This is a genomic window from Xenorhabdus bharatensis (genome assembly GCF_037996705.1).
Lineage (GTDB): Bacteria > Pseudomonadota > Gammaproteobacteria > Enterobacterales > Enterobacteriaceae > Xenorhabdus > Xenorhabdus bharatensis.
In genome coordinates this window covers 228,319-249,127 of record NZ_JBBMXG010000001.1, presented here as the reverse complement: position 1 = coordinate 249,127, position 20,809 = coordinate 228,319, and the positions used below count along the sequence as shown (strand labels likewise).

Below are 20,809 nucleotides of genomic sequence, written 5' to 3'. Positions count from 1 at the left end.
CTAAAACGGAGTTTACAATGATTGAACAAGATCTCTGTGTGACATTAATTCAAACCGATTTGTTTTGGGAAGATGCAGAAAAAAACCGGAAACACATAGAAGGCTACATTACGCAACTGGTTGAGAGTGATCTCATCGTTTTGCCGGAGATGTTTACGACCGGATTCAGTATGAAGCCACAAGCTATCGCAGAAACGATGGATGGCCCCAGTGTGCTGTGGATGAAAAAACTGGCGGCTGAAAAAAACTGTGCCATTGTCGGCAGCATGATCATCACTGAAAACCAGCAATTCTATAACCGTCTGTTATGGGTCAATGCAGATGGCTCCATTGCCTATTATGACAAAAAACATCTCTTCACTTTCGCTCACGAAGATCATGAATATACCGCGGGCAATACCCCACTGATCGTCGAGTACAGAGGGTGGAAAATTGCCACGTTTATCTGTTATGACCTGCGGTTCCCGGTATGGTCACGCAATACTAATGAACATTATGATGCCGCACTCTATATCGCCAGTTGGCCAGCCAGACGCTCTCTGCACTGGCGTACCCTGTTACAGGCACGGGCAATTGAAAACCAGAGCTATGTCATCGGTGTTAACCGTGTAGGACAGGACGGAAACCAGCTCGACTATACCGGGGATTCCATGCTGGTTGATCCGTTAGGTGAAATTCTGCTGCACGAAAAAGAAATCGAGGCAGTAAAAACCATGACCATCTCTCTGGCCAATGTTCGGGAAACCAGAGAACGCTTTCCTTTCTTGAAAGATGCTGATCCTTTTATTTTTCCACCGTCATTTTAATAGAAGCGCTTTAAACGAAGCGCTTTAAAAAGGTCATGTGAAAAGGATCGTTGTAAGGCACGTTTCAGGGCTGTTTGGTCGCACAACTGTTTTAATTCAAAGCGAATGTGTTTAATTGAAGGAAGATGGCTAATGGTGATTTCAACCGAGTTTGAGCAAATTGCTGCACGTTTCCCGGAAAATATCGCGGTGACACAGGGAAATGAAAGTCTGACCTATCGCATGCTGTCAGAGCACGTGACTACACTCAGCCAACCATTGCATGATCAGGCTGGCAGTCAGTTCGTCATGACATTGATGGAAGAGAGTATTTCTCTGATAACCGCAGCCTTAGCCATTATGAAAGCAGGCAAAGTGTTTGTGCCATTATCGCCAAAACTGCCGGAACAACGCCTTGCCACCTTGCTGGCCCAATTTCGTGGCGCAACGATTGTGACCAGCCGTCAATGGCTGCCACTGGTGGAACATTTGTCTGAAGGTTATTCGCTGGTATTTGTTGATAATATGTTGGCTGATGAAATTCAGGAGCAACATTCAATCATCCCGCCTGTCGGAATGCCGGAAAGCGTGCCGGAAAGAGTGCCGGCAAATGTATTACCTACCCGTATTCATAACGGTGACACTCAGCATCACAGGCTGGCGTATGTCTATTTTACCTCTGGCTCGACCGGGCAGCCCAAAGCCATATTAGGGCGTGAAGACAGCCTGCTGCATTTTATCCATTGGGAAAGTCGTGAGCTGGGCGTGACACCTGCTGATAAAGTCAGCCAATTGATCAATCAGATGTTCGATCCTTTCCTGCGGGACATGCTGTTACCTTTGTTGAACGGGGCAACACTGTGCATTCCGCCTGCCCATGATATCCGCTATTCACCGCAGGAATTACTTGGCTGGATACGTGACCAGCAAATCAGCATTACGCATCTCATTCCTTCCTTATTTCAGGTTTTACTGGAGTGCCTGCAATCTTCTCATGATCTCCGCTCTCTACGCTATGCGGTGCTGTCAGGGGAAATGTTGAAAGGCTCGCTGGTGGATCTGTTTTATCAGTGCCGGTTACCGCAGGCTCAGTTAATCAATCTGTATGGAACGACAGAAACCACACTGGCACGAGTCTGTTATCGGGTCACAGAGCAAGACCGCCAACGGTCACTGATCCCTGCGGGTAAGCCTATCGATGATACTGCCATTGCCGTGGTCAATGAGAAGGGAGAAAGTGTTCCTGCCGGTATGGAAGGAGAGATCTGGATCAGTACGCCCTATATGAGTGGCGGTTATTTGTCATCGGGAGCTGAAAATCACGCACGTTTTATCACACCGGAACAGGGAGAGCTGGCCGGTCAGCCGGTTTACCGTACCGGTGATTTGGGACGTATTGATGAACAGGGAAATTTACTCCTGCTGGGGCGAAATGATTTCCAGATTAAAATCAACGGACAGCGCCTTGAAACAGCAGAAATTGAGAGCCTGCTTGAACAGCACCCTGCGGTACAACAGGCCATCGTGCAGGCATTTGAGCAGCCACAGGGTATCCGGTTAGTGGCCTTTATCCGCCCGCTTCCTGAGGCCACCGTGACCGGGGCGGCATTAGATACTTATCTGTCACCTAATCTGGCGGCTGCTATGCGCCCCGCTGATTATCAGTTCCTGTCACAACTCCCGCTGTTATCCAATGGAAAAATTGATCGTAAGGCATTACAGGCACCGGCTATTCGCCAAGACGCCATTCACCGACAGAATGCAGTGCCTCCATTGGGCGAACAGGAAATAAAGCTGGCGGCTATCTGGCAGTCATTACTACATGTTGGCCCGATTGGGCGTGACGATAATTTCTTTGCTCTGGGAGGCGATTCTCTACAGGCAATCCGCATGATTGCTCAGGTACGGGAACAAACGGGGCTGAAACTGCATTTCAGTGATCTGTTCCGGCAGCCGACGCTGGCCCAATGTGCGGCTATGCTGCACGCCAGCGAACAGCCAGAAGCGATAACGACAGATTTACAGACTGCCAGTTATGAACAGCAGGGCATTTATCTGATTCAACAATCTGTTCCTGACATCCCTATTTTCAACATGGCCTATGTTACCGAATGGCAGGGAGCGCTGGATCAGCATCGTTTACAACAAGCTTTTGATGCTTTGCTTGTCCGTTATGATGTGCTGAGAACCGGTTTTCTAATGCAGCAAGGCGAGATTACCACCCAGATAGCGCAAACTGTTTCTGCTGATATTCTCTGGCAGGATCTGACCCGATACGGTGCGCAGGCACCATTGCAGGCCGAAAATATTATCAGCCGGCTTGCTTCCTCACCCTTTGAATTAACTCAGCCCCCCTTGTTACGCTTGGCAGGGCTGACACTGAGACCACACAATCACCTGATTGTACTGGTTTTTCATCATTTGATTGTGGATGAAGAATCCGTCAGACAGCTGTGGGATGAATTACTGGAAAACTACACGCAGTTGCAGGCAAGAAAAGAGCTTACTCTCCGATCATCTCATTATGGTCAGCGGGAGCATGTACGTATCCAGCACCAGCGGGTGAACGGGAAAAGCGGAATGGCGGCCCGTGAATACTGGCAACAACAACTGGCAGGAACACTGCCGTTACTCCAACTGCCTTATGATTTTCCCACACCCGCCGTCCGCAGTTATCGGGGACGACATATGTCCTTTAGTCTGCCCTCAGGGTTTCATAAACAGATTGAGACACTGGCCTATCAGTATGGCGTCACGCCTTATTTGATTTTACAGGCGGGATTTATTGCATTTCTGGCCCGCTATTCGCGTCAGAGCGATATTTTGTTGGGAACACCGGTTTCCAATCGTCATTATAGTGAGGAGCAGCAGCCGGTTGGTCTGTTACTCAGCTTATTGGTGATACGCAATCAGGTCGATCTCAGCCAGTCATTCGGACAACTGCTGGAGCAGGTTAAATCGACCTTCATTGATGCGATTGCACATCAGGATCTGCCCCTCAGCCAGTTATTACTTCTGCTCAAAGAGAAGTCAGGAAAAACCAGTTCAGAACACACCAGTGGCGAAGATAATCATCACCCGGGGATTTCGCCCCTGTTTCAGACTCTGTTTACCTACCAAAACACACCCGTTACTCACAAACGTCTGGGAGCAGTACAACTTTCTCCGTTACGCCATTGGGATGTACAAATCGCCAAATACGAGCTGGCACTGGAAATGTGGTGTGAAGATGGCGAATTACAGGGCGTATTTCAATATGCCAGCGACCGTTTCCTGTCGGAAACCCTCTCTCGCATGGCGGAAAACTTCTGTTATTTTCTGCCGCAGTTAATCAACCAGCCACAACAGGCTGTCGGGCGTGTGGCCCTGCTCAGCCCTGACCAGCAACAGCAACTGGCTGAATGGAACCGGACTGAACGCCCCTTCAGCGATAATATTGCGCTGCACCAGCTTATTGAACGTCAGGTACAACGCGTGCCTGATGCGATTGCTGTTGAATTCGGTCAGCAATGCCTGACTTATGCTGAATTGGATCAGTGCGCTAACCAATTGGCTCGTTTTTTGATCCAACAAGGTGTCGGGCCTGAAATTTGTGTCGGATTGAGTGTTGAGCGTTCACTGGAACTGGTGATCTGTTTTCTGGCGATCCTGAAAGCGGGTGGGGTATATGTGCCGATTGATCCTGATTACCCGTTGGATCGCAGCCTTCATGTGATTGAAGATGCGGGCCTGCACGTATTGATAACACAGGAACAGTTTGTGTCACGTTATCAGGACGGTAAAGTTCCTCTGTTCTGTCTTGAAACGCTGATGCCTCAGCTATCTGCATTCAGTACTGACACCCCACAAACAGATGTCCGGGCTGAAAATACCGCCTATATCATCTATACCTCCGGCTCGACCGGCAAACCGAAAGGCGTTCCTGTCCGCCACCGGGGAATATGTAATCTGGCAGAAACGGAAATGGCGTTTTTAGCTATACCGCCGGACAGCCGGATACTCCAGTTCGCCTCTTTTAGCTTCGATACTTCCGTCTGGGAAATCCTGATGGCGTTCTGTAGCGGTAGCACATTATTAATGGCTTCCCGCCTTGCTATCATGCCCGGCCCTGATTTGCTGGAACAGCTTATTACGCGACGTGTGACTCATGTCACTTTACCTGCATCGGCACTGGCTGCACTGCCTATGGCAGATTTACCTGATTTGCAGGTGCTGATCGTCGCCGGAGAAGCCTGTGGGTTGGATTTGCTGCATAAGTGGGGAAAAAATCGTCGTTTTATTAACTCTTATGGCCCGACGGAAGCCACAGTGGGGACGACGAATGCCGAATTGACAACGAGTGATACTCAGATTCATATCGGGCGCCCAATCTCCAACTCACAGGTCTGGATTCTGGATGAATATCAGGCACTATTGCCGATTGGTGTCGCGGGTGAACTTTACATCGGCGGGGTTGGTGTGACGGCGGGTTATCTGAATCGGCCTGATCTGACTGCCTCCCATTTTATCCCCGACCCGTTCAGCTCCCGACCGGAGGCCCGCCTTTATCGCACCGGCGATCTGGCTCGTTACAGAGCTGACGGCAATATTGATTATTTGGGGCGCATTGACCAGCAAATAAAAATTCGTGGCTATCGCGTAGAACTTGGCGAAATTGAAAGCGCCCTGCGCCAGCATTCTGCTATTGCTGATGCCGTGGCAATGGTACGGGAAGATTACTTGAATGCCAGTGCAATCGTCGCTTATATACTTCCTAACGTTGGGGCTGAACTGGATCAGGCGCAGATTGAATCGCATCTGAACGGCTTATTGCCGGAATTTATGTGCCCTTCCTGCTATGTGTTTTTGCACGAATTTCCTCGCCTGCCGAATAATAAAGTGGATAGAAAGCGCTTTCCCAAACCCGTGAGGCAGCAAAACGAAAAAAACGAAATTGTTGCAGAACCTGCTCAGAACGACACAGAACAGGCCATTATTCAGGTCTGGCAGGATTTGTTGGGGCATCAGTCGATTGGCCGTCATACCTCATTTTTTGCCGCAGGGGGGCACTCACTGCTGGCTGCTAAAATGGTCGCTACGCTGGCTGACCAGTTCCGGCTGTATTTCAAAGTCAGTGATGTGTTTATCTGCCGAACTCCGATGCGGCTGGCAGAAAAAGCCGATTTAACAGCCCCTGTTAATCCTCTGTATCCGGCAGCAATTCATGAAGCTCCGCTGAGTTTCGCCCAGCAACGGATGTGGTTCCTTGATCAGCTATACCCTGATAGTTGTCGTTATCACATCACCAGTATCAAAACGTTTACCCGCGCTGATTCACTGACCAACACAACCGGAAACGGCGGAGAGGCTGAACGGATACAACACAGCATAACGTTGCTGTTCCGCCGCAATCCATTACTCAATCTGCGTTTACGGATGGAAGGAACCACGCCACGGCAATACTACAGTGAGCAGTTACCTGATTGCCCGCACGAAATTATCGAAGTACAGAATGAACAGCAATGGCAGCAGCAGTTACAACAGCGGGCTATGCATATGGCGGAAACGCCATTTCAGTTGATCGGGCAACCGTTGTATCGGCTATTGCTGGTCACGGATGCAAAGCAAGGCAGCGCATTGATTGTCTGCCTGCATCATATTCTGGTGGATGAGCAGTCACTGGCGCAGCTGGATAATGAGTTACTGTCATTGTATTTGACAGAAGAGTATTTGACAGAAGAGCATCTGGTAGAAAAAAACACCATTCAACCAGCCACCCCCGATTATATGCAGTTTGCTGCATGGGAACACAGCGAAGCAGCCCGGCAAATCCGGCATAGCCAGTTAGATTACTGGCGTCAGGTCTATCACCATCTGCCACCGGTAGTGACATTCCCTCAACAGCATTCTGAACGGACTGACGATGTCAAAGCGGCTTATCACCGTCTGCCGCTCTCCCCTGAACAAACCGCCGCTCTGCGCAGGCTGGCACAACAGCAGGATACAACACTGTTTACCCTGATGATGGCGGCGTTCCAGATATTATTACAGCGTTACTGCGGGGAAGGTGACGCAACAGGGGATATTGTCGTTGGGATACCTGTATCGCTGCGTGACAAACCCGAACTGCAATCTGTGATTGGATTATTACTCAATACGCTGGCTGTACGGCAGAACGTGGATATCAGGCTGCCATTTACTGAGTTTCTGCATCGCAGTGTGCAAACACTGAATCAGGCCATGGCGAACAAAGATGTGCCGTTTGAGCAGGTTGTGGATGCGGTATTACCCGCGGCAAAACGCACGCTTTCTCCGCTGTTCAGAGTCATGTTTGTATTCAATGCACAGCAGCATAATCAACAATGCCCGACAGGCACAATAAACAGTCAGTCGATACATAATCCGGAAGCTAAATTCGATTTAACGTTGTTTGTTCAGGAGATGTTTGTTCAGGAACTGTCACAGCCGGAAAAGACGGATAGCCTGTTATTAACCGTGGAATATCGTCAGGCGTGCTTTGCACCGGAAATGGTGGAGCAACTGATGACACATTATGCCCGTCTGCTGAACAGCCTGTGTGATACACCAGAGCAGCCAATCTATCAGTTGCCTATATTGTTACCACAAGAATATCAGCAACAGGCGAATGTATTTAATACCACGGAACAGCCGATGTTGTATCCAGTGGTTCACCAGCAGTTTGAACAACAGGTGAATCGAACCCCACAGGCGATTGCTCTGCGGGAACAAGACGAAACCGAATTTGCGTTGAGTTATGAACAGCTCAACCAACATGCTAATCGGTTGGCGAATGATCTGCTGCAACAGGGTATTGGTCAGGGATCGCAGGTGGGGATCTGCCTGCCGCGTTCCGCGATGCTGGTTGTGGCGATCCTTGCCGTTCTGAAAACAGGGGCAGCATATGTGCCCGTTGACTGCACTTATCCGGCAGAACGTGCCCGGTTTATGCTGGAAGATGCACAGGTTGTACGGGTGATCACTAACCATGAGCAGGCTGACAGACTGGCTCTGCCAGCGCAGCAATGCATTCTGTTGAATCCCGGACAGTTTATTTCAGCAGCCGTTACCGATTATCAGGGGAATGTGCCTAATCCTGCTATTGTGATTTCACCGGAGCAGCCTGCCTATATTCTCTATACTTCCGGCTCGACCGGCAGGCCAAAAGGCACCGTCATTCCGCATCGTGGGCTGCAAAACTATCTCCAGCATGCCTGCGAATATTATGGAGACAGAAGCAGACAAGGAAATACTCTCCATGCCTCCATCTCCTTTGATGCCACGATTACCAGCTTGTTCCTGCCGTTATTACAGGGGCAAACCCTGTTTATTCTGCCGGAAGGCGACGATATCCCGGCATTAATACAGGCGTGGCAGCAGTTGCCGGATTTAACAATGGCGAAGATCACGCCGGCTCATCTGGAACTGCTGAGCCAGCAGTTATCACCGGAACAGGCAGGGCGGATACCGTTGCTGGTCATTGGCGGCGAAAGTTTGTCTGCCAGTGCCCTGCGCTTCTGGCGGCAATATGCACCCCAAGTCAGAATTATCAATGAATATGGCCCGACGGAAACTACAGTGGGCTGCTGTATCTATGACATATTAGCCGGAGAGATAAAAGGTGATGGCGCATTGCCGATTGGCCGCCCGATAGCCAATACACGGCTTTACCTGCTGGATGAATGTCAGCAGTTGGTGCCGTTTGGTTCGGTGGGAGAACTGTATATTGGCGGAGAGGGCGTAGGGCTGGGGTATTTTAATCGCCCGGATCTGACCGAAAGCCGCTTTATCACATCGCCTTTCCCTTCATCATCACAGAAAAAACTCTATCGGACAGGAGATCTGGCTCGTTATCTGCCGGACGGCAATTTGTTATTTCTGGGACGCAAAGATCAACAAATCAAACTGCACGGCTACCGAATTGAACTGGAAGAAATAGAGGCTCAACTTTCAGCCTGTCAGGGTGTGGCTCAGGCAGCGGTAGGGATGAGAGACGTTCACGGTCGTCAGCATCTGGTTGCTTATCTGGTCATGCACAAACAGTTGGCAGATCAAGTTGTCACAGAGATGGAAAATGTACGGCAAGAACTGAGTCAACGCTTGCCAGCATATATGTGCCCGTCTCAATGGGTCATACAGGAAACTCTGCCACTGACAACGAATGGCAAAATTGACCGCAGAAGTCTGGCGCAGATTGCGTTACCCGAACAACCGGATTACCCGCATCGTCGGAAGCCGGTGACAGCATTGGAAAAACAACTGACAGCAATCTGGCAACAAGTGTTGGATCAGCAAAATTTGGGCATTGATGATGATTTCTTTGTTCTGGGTGGAGATTCTATTCTCAGCCTGCAAATTGTGTTCAGAGGGCGGGAAATTGGCCTGCGGATCACACCAAAAATGCTGTTTGATTACCCGACGATTGCAGGATTAGCCGCTGTCGTAACACAAGACCCTAACAGTAAAATGGCACAGGCAAATAATGTTGATGATAAAGCCGGAAACAATGCTCAGCCCGTACAGGGAGAGTATGCCCTGCTGCCAATTCAGCGCTGGTTCTTTGCCCATCGCCATGCTAACCCGCACCATTATAATCAGTCTTATCTATATACGCTGGAGCCGGAAACAGATATTTCGCGGCTGGAGCAGGCATTGACACTGGTGATTAATCAGCATGATGGACTGCGTTCACGTTTTCCGCTGACAGGCGATCATGGACGGAGTTATGGGCGAATAGACGAAGCAGTCACAATATTCCCGATAGAGCGCTGCCGGATCACAACAACCCCGGCGAGAAAAGCCCTGCTGCAAGCCGTGGCTGAACGGCAGGCACAGTTGAATATTGAACATGGCCCGCTGCTGACAGCGACCCATTTTATGACCACAGAAGGAGACTATTTATCGCTGGCTGTTCACCATCTGGTCATAGATGGTGTTTCATGGCGCATTCTGACTGAAGATTTAAGCCACTATTATCGGGCACTGCTGGCAGGGGAAAAACCGACCCTGATGACCAAAACGGCCTCTTTGATTAACTGGTCATCCCATCTTATCGATTACGCTCAATCAGAGCAGGCTCAGGAAGAGTATCGGTTCTGGCAACAAAAACTGAATCAGGCCATGCCTTCTCTGCCTTGCGATCAGGGAGAAAAACCGTTCCCCGGCTTAGTCAGAGAATCGGCTAAATATCGGCTGGCATTAGCGCCTTCTGTTACCACGGATCTGGTTCAGCACACCGGACATGCCTACCGTACCCATGTGGGCGATTTATTACTGGCAGCGCTGGTGGCAACGCTACAACAATGGAGCGGTGCCGGATTGCTGCATGTGGATATGGAAGGTCACGGACGGGAAAGTCTGCATGAACATGTGGATGTCAGCCGTACAGTTGGCTGGTTTACTACGATTTATCCTCTGTTACTGGAACTGCCAACACCCTGTTCACCGGATCAATTGATTCAACGGGTAAAAGAAGCTGTGCGTCAGGTTCCTTATAGCGGAACCGGATACGGGGCATTACGCTATTCCCAGCCAAATGCCAACCATCAACTGCCCGCCATGCCGAAGGCTGATATCTGCTTCAACTATCTGGGCCAATTTACCCGTACCTTCCATCAGACACCATTACAGGGTGTGGCAGATATGGGGCTGGACGATCGTTATGCCGCGGATAATACCGCTTCATATGCGCTGGCGGTCGATTGCTACATTGATGAAGGGCAATTACAGATAGAGTGGACGTATAACCGTCAGTGTTATCGGGATGAAACTATCAATAAACTGGCGATGGTGATGAAAGAGCAGCTTCTCCAGTTGACAGATCACTGCGTGGCTCAGAGCCGGACAACATATACACCATCTGATTTCCCGCTTGCCCGCCTGAATGCGGAAACCCTGCACCAGTTGCAGCAACGATATGGCGTAATAGAAGATATCTACCCGCTGACTGACACGCAGGAAGGGATGCTATTCCATTCAATGGCAGAGCAGGGGCGCGGGCTGTATCACGAGCAGCTCTGTTTTACGTTCAGTCATCATGAAACAGATATTTCCCGCTTAAAGAGAGCATGGCAGCAGGTAACAGACCACTATCCTGTTCTGCGCAGCCGTTTTGAAATGAGGCTTGCCAGTCAGCCGTTACAGATTGTCATGCCCAATCAGGAGATAGACTGGCGCCAGCATGATTTAAGGGCTTATCGCAGACCGGAAGCAGAACAACATTATCAGAACCTGTTGGCTGCGGATCTGGCAGAAGAATTTACACCAGAACAAGGAACACTGTTCCGCATCACCGTGCTGCAATTACCGGATGGGGTGATACGGCTTCTGTTCAGCCATCATCATGCTATTCTTGATGGCTGGTCAGTCAGGCTGTTACTGACCGCCGTTGAATCTCTTTACCAGCAGGCTTCCCAGCCTCTGAATAGCATCCTGCCCCCCGCACCGGCATTCCGATCATTTATTCGCTGGCAACAAAATAACCGAAGAGCGTGTCAGGCATACTGGCAGGCACAATTAGCGGATGTTGGTGCAGCCACACCTTTGCCCGCCGCTCATCCGCTCAGGGCCGCCAGTCAGCTGAAACAACGTCATACCTTCCGGTTATCTGCCGCACTTTCGGCGCGGCTTGCTGAAACAGGCCGTCGTTACCGCTTAACCATCAATACGCTGGTACAGGGCGCATGGGCTTTATTGTTACAGCGTTACAGCCAGCAGGATGAGTGTCTGTTCGGTATGACGGTATCCGGCCGACAGGCAGAATTAGCCGGTATTGATAAAATGGTCGGGTTGTTAATCAGCACATTGCCAATCCATATTGTTACTCACCATGATCAGACGACCACAGACTGGCTGAACGCTATTCAACAGCAGCAGCGGGAACATGAAAGATTCAGTGATATCTCGCTGGCTGATCTGAAATCAGCCTGTGAACTGCCGGAATTTGAAACGTTGCTGGTGTTTGAGAATTACCCGCAACCCAAACAGACCGATGCCCAGAAAAACCTGTTCCAATTTACTCAGGCGACGGAAAGCACGAATTATCCACTGGTGTTGGTGGCATCATTTTCTGACGGCCTGCATGGTACGTTGGTGTACGACACCGGTTTGTATGATGCCGCTACCGTGGCCCGTTTGACAGGGCATTTTATCCGTCTGTTGGAGCAGTTAATCAATAATATGACGGGAAGGCCGGGCGATATTGCCCTGCTGGACGAACGGGAAAAGCAGCAGCTACTGACACAATGGCAAGGGGAAGCATTGCCTGTTTTTGCCGGGAATGTGTATAGCCTGTTTGCCCGTCAGGTTCAGAATTCTCCCCGACAGATTGCGGTGATTGATGGGCATCAGCAGGTCAGTTATGCCGAATTAGCGCAGCAGGCTGAACAGATTAGCCTGCGTTTGCACCATAATCAGGTTAAGGCCGGAGACAGGGTTGCACTTTATTTACCCCGCAGTCTGGATTATATCGCGGCGATGCTGGCTGTCAGCCGGATTGGTGCCTGCTATGTGCCGATTGATACGTCTTATCCCACGGAGCGGGTCACTTATTTATTGTCAGACAGCCAAAGCTGTCTGGTGCTGACTTATCAGGCTCTGGCCGCCGGTCTTACACATGACATCGCTGTTTTGGCTCTGGATCAGCAGACAGAGCCGTTACCAGCGAATGCTTTACCGCCGGTCATTGATGACGCCAGTGCATTGGCTTATCTGATTTATACCTCCGGCTCTACAGGCGCACCGAAAGGCGTCATGATTGAACATCACAGCCTGATTAACTATCTGACAGATGCCGGTCAGCGTTATCAGGTGACGGCCGGCACTCAGAGCCTGTTCCATTCTTCCGTCAGCTTTGATGCCACCCTGACCAGCCTTTACCTGCCGTTGTTACATGGCGCCACCATCACCGTGGTTAAAGATGATGCGGATATTGCGGCAATCGCAACGGCATTACAGCAAGCCTCATTCGGGGATCGCCATTTATTGAAAATCACGCCGGCTCATCTGGGCGTGTTATCGGAATATCTGAATGTTAGCGCGAGATCTCATGTGCATTCATTGGTGATCGGAGGCGATGCGCTCAGTTGTGAAACCGTACAGGCATGGCTGTCAGACGGGATGGACATTGGTGTATTCAATGAATACGGCCCGACGGAGACCGTCGTTGGCTGCTGTGTTCATCGTGCGGACAAACAGCAGGATTCACAGGGCATGATGCCGATTGGTTTACCTATCGCCAACACGCGTCTGTTTGTCCTGAATGATGATTTGTCACCGACCCCCTTTGGTATGGCAGGTGAGTTGTATATCGGTGGATTCGGCGTGGCACGGGGTTACTGGAATCGCCCTGAATTAACGGCAGAAAAATTCATCACATTATCCGTCCCGCTGGACGATGGAACACAGGAAAGCATACGGGTTTATCGCACAGGGGATCGGGTTTGTGCCTTACCGGACGGAAAACTGCTCTATCTTGGTCGCCGCGATCGGCAAATCAAACTCCGGGGTTACCGGATTGAACCGGGGGAGATTGAAGCACAACTGATGCAGCATCCCTGTGTACAGCAAAGTGCATTGCTTGCTTATTCTGCAACAGCTTATTCCGGCACAGCATCTTCCGGCACAGCATCTTCCGGTAAACAGGAAGATATGCAGCTGGTGGCTTGTGTGTCCCTGAAACCAACAGTAAAAACCGATGTATCTTCCGATTATTTATCAGAAATATCAGCGCAAATACTCGGTTTCCTCAGTGGGTATCTGCCGACTCATATGTTGCCGCATGTCATTGTACCGATGGATGAAATGCCACAAACCACAAACGGTAAGATTGATTACCGGGCTTTGCTGGCACGTTTGCCGGAACATCTATCCAGATTGAAACATCCCTCCCATCAACCGCAAGAAGAAAACGCGTCGTACTCTCCCCAAACGGCACTGGAAAGCCATCTGCGGGATATCTGGAGTGAAGTACTGCGACAACAACAGATTGGGTGTGATCAGAGTTTCTTTGCGCTGGGAGGGCACTCATTACACGCCTTACGTATTGCAGCCCGTATTGAACAACAACTGGCAGTCAGGCTCTCTCTGGCTGAACTCTTGCAACACCAGACCATTAAGCAGCTTGCTCATTTTCTGGATTCTCGTATGACCGGAAAGGTGATCGGAAAGAACACACAGCACAACACGATAAAACGTGTCGTACGCGGACGGAAATAAAAAACACAATAACAATGGAATATACCCGAAACCTGCAAAGTAACGGGTATTCAGCCGGAGGTTTTATGCAGGAAAATACATTTCAGTTTAAAGCATCCCTTGCGCAAAAACGTTTATGGTTGCATGAACAACTCGAACAAAAATCCGCCATTTATCACATCACAACTGCGCTGGTGCTTGAGGGACATTTGGACATACCGGCACTTACGCAGGCTATCAGCGACATGGTGGAAAGGCACGAGTCTTTTCGCACCGGTTTTGTGTATCAGAATGGCTCACTTTACCAGTGCTGCCATGAATCCGTATCGTTACCGTTGGTTACGGTTGATCTGTCTATGCTGAGTGAAGAAAAGCAAAAGCAGCGTTTGCAGCAGGACAGCCAGCAACCGTTTGATTTACAACAGGCCCCGTTATTGCGTTTTACTCTGTATCAGTGTGGAACCGAACACGGAGAAGAGCGCCACTATCTGGTGATGGTGCTGCACCATATTATTTCAGATGGCTGGTCTGCCGGTATTATCAGCCGTGAACTGACAACATGTTATAACGCACGGCGACAGGGCAGATTCCCCGAATTGCCGGAGTTACCCATACAGTACATTGATTATTCAGAATGGCAGCACGAGCAGCATGAAAATCCTGAATCGGCGGAGTCATTGGTATGGTGGAAAGAAAAACTGTCCGGTATTGAGCCTATCGCACTGCCTTTTGATTATCCACGCCCCAGCCGTCTGAGCCTGCGCGGTAAAACGCACTGTTTCGCATTATCGCCTGAACTGACACAAGCACTGGATCAGCAGGCACGTCAGCAAAATAAAACCCTGTTCTCCACGTTATTGAGTGCATTTTACCTGCTGCTTTACCGCTACAGCGGTCAGACTGATCTGGTTGTTGGTTCGCCGGTCTCCGGACGTGGGCAACTGGAGCTGGAAGGCATTGTCGGATTTTTTGTCAATACACTGGTTTACCGGATTGAGCTGGATCCTCGTGCTAATTTCACTGAATTACAGACACAGGTTTTTCATACTGTACTTGATGGCTTGTCCCACCAGCAGGTGAGTTTTGAGCAATTGGTGGAAGCGATTAACCCCAGACGGGATCTGAGTTATGCCCCGCTGTTTCAGGTCATGTTTGCCTTTGATAGCTCAGACTCTGCCGGATGGCAGTTAGACGGCATCAAAACCACGCCATTCACGGTTACGGGGGATTACGCCAAATTCGATCTGACGCTCTCGATGGAAAAAAACTCACAGCCAGACGGCAGAGAACAATTGCAGGGCACATTTGAATACAGCACTGACCTGTTTGATGAAGCAACGATTAAACAGATTGAGGCTAATTTCTGCTTTCTGTTGCAGGAAATAGCCAGAAACGCCCATGCAGCGCTGACTGAATATCAATGTATCAATGAAGCGGAAAAACAGTGGTTACTGCAAGAATGGCCGCGCAGTCTGAACACGCATCCGGTGACACACACCTTACATCAGGCATTTGAGCAACAGGTCATGCGTCGTCCGCAGGCCATTGCTCTGAGTACTGACAATGGCAAGACACTCACTTACGAACAGCTTAATCAGCGGGCCAATCAGCTGGCACACTATATTTTGAAAATCAGGCAGCAAAGGGAGGGAACGACAGAATTGACACCATTGATCGGCCTTTGTCTGGAACGTGATGAGGAGATGCTGGTTGCTATTCTGGCAGTATTAAAAGCAGGGCTGGCTTATGTACCTATCGATGGCAGCCATGCACCGGAACGGGTTCGTTTCTACGTTGAAGATGCGGGTATTCAACTGATTATCGGTACTCCCGTATACCGCACTCTGTTTGACCATGAAAAAGTGGATTATCTCTGCATAGAGACTGAAAAAACCTTTATTCAGACTATGCCGCAGGATAACCCTGATATGGCCTGTCAGCCTGATGCACTGGCTTATGTGATTTATACCTCCGGCTCGACCGGAGTACCGAAAGGTGTGGAAATACCACACGCTAATGTCATGCGGTTATTCAGTGCCAGTCAACGTCATTTTACCTTTAGCGAAAATGATGTCTGGACACTCTTTCACTCCTGCGCGTTTGATTTCTCGGTATGGGAAATCTGGGGGGCATTACTGCACGGCGGGCGTCTGAGCATTGTGCCTTATTGGACCAGCCGGACACCGGGCCATTTTTATCAGTGGGTACAGCAGGAAAAAGTGACCGTACTGAACCAGACGCCTTCTGCTTTCCAGCTATTTATGGCGGCTGATGAACAATTGAATAAAGAGCATGAAAACGGCATAACTTCATCCCTGTCACTGCGTTATGTGATTCTGGGAGGAGAAGCGCTGGAGCCGGCTAATTTGTTGGGCTGGTTTAAAAAGCATGGCGATGAGCAGCCTGAAATCATCAACATGTATGGCATCACTGAAACGACAGTGCATGTGACTTATCGCAGGATCAGACAGGCGGATGCCTTGCAGGGGGGAAAAAGCCCGATTGGTGAAGCGCTGGACGATCTGGAGATTTTTTTACTGGATGGACAGGGTAGATTGTCCCCGCTGGGAGCCGTAGGAGAGATATACGTTGGTGGCGCCGGTGTAGCTCGGGGCTATTTGAACCGGCCTGAACTGACGGCCCAGCGTTTTGTCGACAAACGGCAGTTTTTCCCGCAGGCAGAAGCAGGACAGCGGTTATACCGGAGCGGAGATTTAGCACGTTTGCGGCGGGATGGTGCATTGGAATATCTCGGACGTGCCGACCATCAGGTCAAAATCCGGGGCTTCCGTATTGAGCTGGGCGAGATTGAAACAGCCCTGAAACGCATTGACGAAATAGAACAGGTGGTCGTGATGGCTTACCAGAACGACGGTGAGCATACTTCCCATCTGGTGGCGTATATTGTGCCGACAGGAACAGGTTCGGCTGAAGCCTTGTCTGTCGATATGCTCAGGGCTGAGTTGAAGCGTACTCTGCCGGATTACATGCTGCCATCAGCCTTTATTTTCCTTGATGTCCTGCCACTGACCAGTAATGGCAAAATTGATCGCAAAGCCCTGCCCGCACCACAACAGGTACGCCCGCAACTCGCCAGTGAATATCGGGAAGCTCGCAATGAAACCGAACGTGAATTGCTGAAGTTATGGCGGGATACATTGCCGGTATCGCGGATTGGTATCCATGATAACTTTTTTGCGCTGGGGGGCGATTCCCTGCGTGGTGTCCAACTGACGGGCAAAGCACAGGAGCAAGGCTGGTTGCTGACGCTGGCGGATCTGTTCCAGCACCAGACCGTGGCAGAATTGGCAACCCTGATTGATGAACGCCGCAAAGAGCATCAACTGTCAGCGCAGAGTATTGCACCATTCAGCCTGATATCAGAAAAAGATCGCTTGCATTTACAGGCAAAAGCACAGGAACAATCGCAAAAAATCGTGGATGCCTACCCACTCAGCCGGATGCAGGCGGGTATGTTCTATCATATGAATATGTCCCCGGATGCCAACGTATATCATTGTACCGGAACCTCTCATCTGCGTATTAACGGGGCGTTTAATGAGCAGGCATTCAGGGAAGCAACTGCCCAGACCGTGGCGGCTCATGATGTACTACGCACCGCGTTCGATATGGAAAATTACAGTGAACCGTTGCAATTAGTCTATGCCTTTGCTGAATTACCGATTGTTGTAGAAGACTTACGTCATTTGTCGGAACAAGAGCAGGATGTGCGGGCAAAAGCCTTGCTGGAAGCTGAACGGGTAAATCCGTTTGATCTGCTGAATCCGACCCTGCTGCGTTTCTTCATTCAACTGCGTACTGATAACTCCTTCCAGTTTACGATGACCGAATGTCACCCGGTCTTTGATGGCTGGAGTTATAACACCATGATTGTGGAAGTCTTCAACCGCTATGCTACGCTGACAGGGCAGGCAAACTGGCAGGCACCGGATAAAAAATCGCTGGAATATCGTGATTTTATTGCGTTGGAACGGACTGCCGTTGCTGATGAGCAACAAAAAAATTACTGGGCACAGAAGCTGGATGATTGCACCATCCTTGAATTGCCCCGTAAACAGCATACAGAGGGTATTCAGAGTGCTCATCCCCCTGCAACCAGCCCGAAACTGAAAGCGGTTTCCCTGACGCTGGATAGTGCTGTTTATCAGGGATTACGTCATCTGATGCTGCAACTTGGCGTACCGCTGAAAAGCGTCCTGCTGGCAGGGCACGTCAAGGTTATCAGTATTTTCAGCGGAGAAAATGACATTCTTACCGGGATCAGCGCGAACGGACGCCCGGAAGCGCAGGGAGGAGAGCATCTGTATGGTCTGTTCCTTAATATTCTCCCATTCCGTCAAATTCTGACATCCGTTTCCTGGAACGAGCTAATCCGGCAGGTCTTTGCTAACGAAATTGAAGCCATTCCGCACCGTCGCTATCCATTGGCAGAAATTCAGCGCCAGTTCGGTCAGCAGCCGTTACTGGATGAAGTGCTGTTTAACTATATTGATTTCCATGTTTACGACCAGATGGCACCGGAAGTAGGGCTGGAAGTGGTGGACAGGCTGCATACGCAGGATGTTTACGAAGGCACCCATTTTACACTGGATGTCCATTTTCAGCATCTCACGCTCTCTTCGGCACTGGCCAGTGATCAAATTTCCATCCAACTTGATTATGACGAAAATAAAATCAGCCGTGAATTGGTATCAAATATGGCGGAATGCTATATCGCGGTATTTACGGCGATGGTGGCAGAACCACAGGCATTGCATTGCGCCGATCATTTCCTGCCAATGGGACAGCAACGGAAACTGGAACATTTCAATCAGGGAGCCGCAGGCTATCAGGGGCCGGAAACACTGGCCGGGTTGTTTGCTGAACAGGCGGCTAAAACGCCATCTGTGCTCGCGGTTGAATTCGGTGAGCGGCGGCTCAGTTATCTGGAGCTACACCAACAGTCCAATCAGTTAGCACATCTGCTGGCGCAAAAAGGGGTGAAACAAGGGCAGTATGTGGCGCTATTACTGGGGCGCAGTGTTGAATTGATCGTTTCGATGCTGGCACTGGTAAAACTCGGCGCGGTTTACCTGCCACTCAATACTGACGATCCGGATATCCGCCTGATAGAGCAGATAGAAGATGCCCGGTGTGATTTGTTAATCATAGATCGGCGGGTAACAGATCGGTGGCTGCCTGCCACTATGCCAGATCTTCCGCCTGTTTTATGGCTGGATGAAGAGCAGCCTGCTCTGGCACAAATGCCGGTGACTGATCTGCCGGATGACCTGAATTCTCACGCAGAGCATCAGTGTGGGCTGCCTGCTTATATCATGTACACCTCTGGCTCTACCGGTAAACCGAAAGGGGTTCTGATCGGACAAAAAGGCATTATTCGTCTGGTTAAAAATGTCAGCTATGTTGATTTCCGCGCTTTCAAGCGTTATCTGCAACTGGCTTCCGTCAGTTTTGATGCATCAACATGGGAAATATGGGGACCATTACTGAATGGCGGTTCAATCGTCATCTTCCCGCAAGGTGTTGTTTCTGTCCTTCTGCTGGAAAAAATCATTCAGGAATCGCAGATAGAAAGCCTGTTCCTGACCGCGTCCTTGCTGAATCTGATTGTTGATGAACGCCCCCAGATATTGCACCCCGTAAAACAATTGGTTTCCGGTGGTGAGGCGATGTCATCATGGCATGCCGCCCGCCTTAAAGAACGTTATCCTGAACTGACCCTGATCAACGGTTATGGCCCAACGGAAAACACCACGTTTACCACCAGCTATCGTTATCGGGGGACAGAAGGCCATAGTGTACCCATCGGCAGGCCGAATGAGGGCAATCAGGTTTATATCCTTGATAGCTTCCTCCACCCTGTTCCTGTTGGTACTGCGGGTGAGTTGTACGTTGGCGGTGAGGGTCTGGCGATGGCTTACCTTAATCAGGAAAGCATCTACCAAACCCTGTTTATTGAAAACCCATTCGATAAATCTCGCTCAGCCCGGCTGTATAAGACCGGTGATCGCGGGCGTTTTCTGCCTGATGGCAACATTGAATACCTCGGGCGTATTGATGACCAAAACAAGATCAGAGGCTATCGGGTAGAAACCGGAGAAATTGAAGCCGTTCTGTGCAAACACCCGGATGTAGAACGTGCAGCGGTTCGGGTGATTGAGGAAAACCGGGGTAAACGGATTATGGCTTATATCGTTCTGCATGTCGGGCAGGCGCTGAACACGATGGAGCTGCGTAATTATCTGGCGGAAAGGCTGCCACGTTACATGATCCCCGCCTATTTTCAGGCGCTCTCTTCTCTGCCATTGAATGCGAACGGCAAACTTGATATTGCCCGATTGCCGCAGGATATCCCACAACAGGCTGCTTATCATGAACTGAGTAACGCTTCCCCGTTAGCGGAGACGGCTCCCGCTATCGCTGAAGAAAAACCGCATGTCTTGACCGATCCTGTCGTGCTTGCCATTCAGCAGGTCTGGGCCGAAGTGTTGGATATGGAATCTCCCGGCTGTAATCAAAACTTCTTCGATTTGGGAGGCGATTCCCTGCTGCTGGCCCGTGTTCATCTGAAACTGCATGCGCTGGGTCATACCCGGCTCTCCATTATTGATTTGCTGAATTACTCCACCATTCACCAGCTTGCCCGCTTTATCAACGGAGGGCATGGACAGAGTGAACACGGAGGAATTTCGGCCGTCATGAATAGAGCACAGGGAGCTAAAGAAACCAGCCTGAACAACATCACTGATGGCCGTCAGCGCTTGGCTGAAATGCAGAAAAAAATGCAGCAGAAAAGATAGCCGGAAGATGAA

At 50.1% G+C, this 20,809-nt stretch carries 3 protein-coding genes; all 3 read left to right on the top strand.

What is annotated here, in order from left to right; all coding sequences use genetic code 11:
• The first annotated feature begins 17 nt into the window (after positions 1 to 17).
• On the top strand, positions 18 to 806 hold the full coding sequence (locus AAC855_RS00990) for an amidohydrolase (protein WP_340607793.1): 789 nt from the start codon (positions 18 to 20) through the stop codon (positions 804 to 806).
• Positions 807 to 938: 132 nt separating this feature from the next.
• On the top strand, positions 939 to 13,997 hold the full coding sequence (locus AAC855_RS00985; RefSeq protein WP_340607792.1) for a non-ribosomal peptide synthetase: 13,059 nt from the start codon (positions 939 to 941) through the stop codon (positions 13,995 to 13,997).
• A 65-nt stretch (positions 13,998 to 14,062) separates the two neighbouring features.
• Positions 14,063 to 20,797, top strand: a complete 6,735-nt coding sequence (locus AAC855_RS00980) for an amino acid adenylation domain-containing protein (RefSeq protein WP_340607791.1) — start codon at positions 14,063 to 14,065, stop codon at positions 20,795 to 20,797.
• Positions 20,798 to 20,809 lie beyond the last annotated feature (12 nt).